Consider the following 269-nt stretch of genomic DNA (forward strand, 5'->3'; position numbering starts at 1 on the left):
TTCTACGCTTTCCTCATTGCCTGTCAAGCGTTTATTTTGAAGTTTTTTGCGAGAAACTCGTTTAGCTTCAACCACTTAACTCGCTTCGATCTCTCGTCGCGGGAGGTGAATAATACAGCATTCGAAAACGCTGTCAACCACCTTTTTACTACCACCGGTTGGCGCTCAGCCAACCAGGAGAAGCAATAGCTTCTACTTAAAGACAAAACCCCTACCTGCTCGCGCAGATAGGGGTTTTGCGAAATGAATCTTGACGATGACCTACTCTC

The 269-nt window shown here is 46.1% G+C and carries 1 protein-coding gene; it reads left to right on the forward strand.

What is annotated here, in order from left to right; all coding sequences use genetic code 11:
• Nucleotides 1-189 (forward strand): hypothetical protein (locus tag FS665_RS23565; RefSeq protein WP_218570376.1); only part of this gene is annotated, 189 nt, incomplete at its 5' end.
• Between the last annotated feature and the right edge of the window lie 80 nt (nt 190-269).

This window comes from Pseudomonas sp. URMO17WK12:I11, assembly GCF_007677725.1.
Classification (GTDB): Bacteria; Pseudomonadota; Gammaproteobacteria; order Pseudomonadales; family Pseudomonadaceae; genus Aquipseudomonas.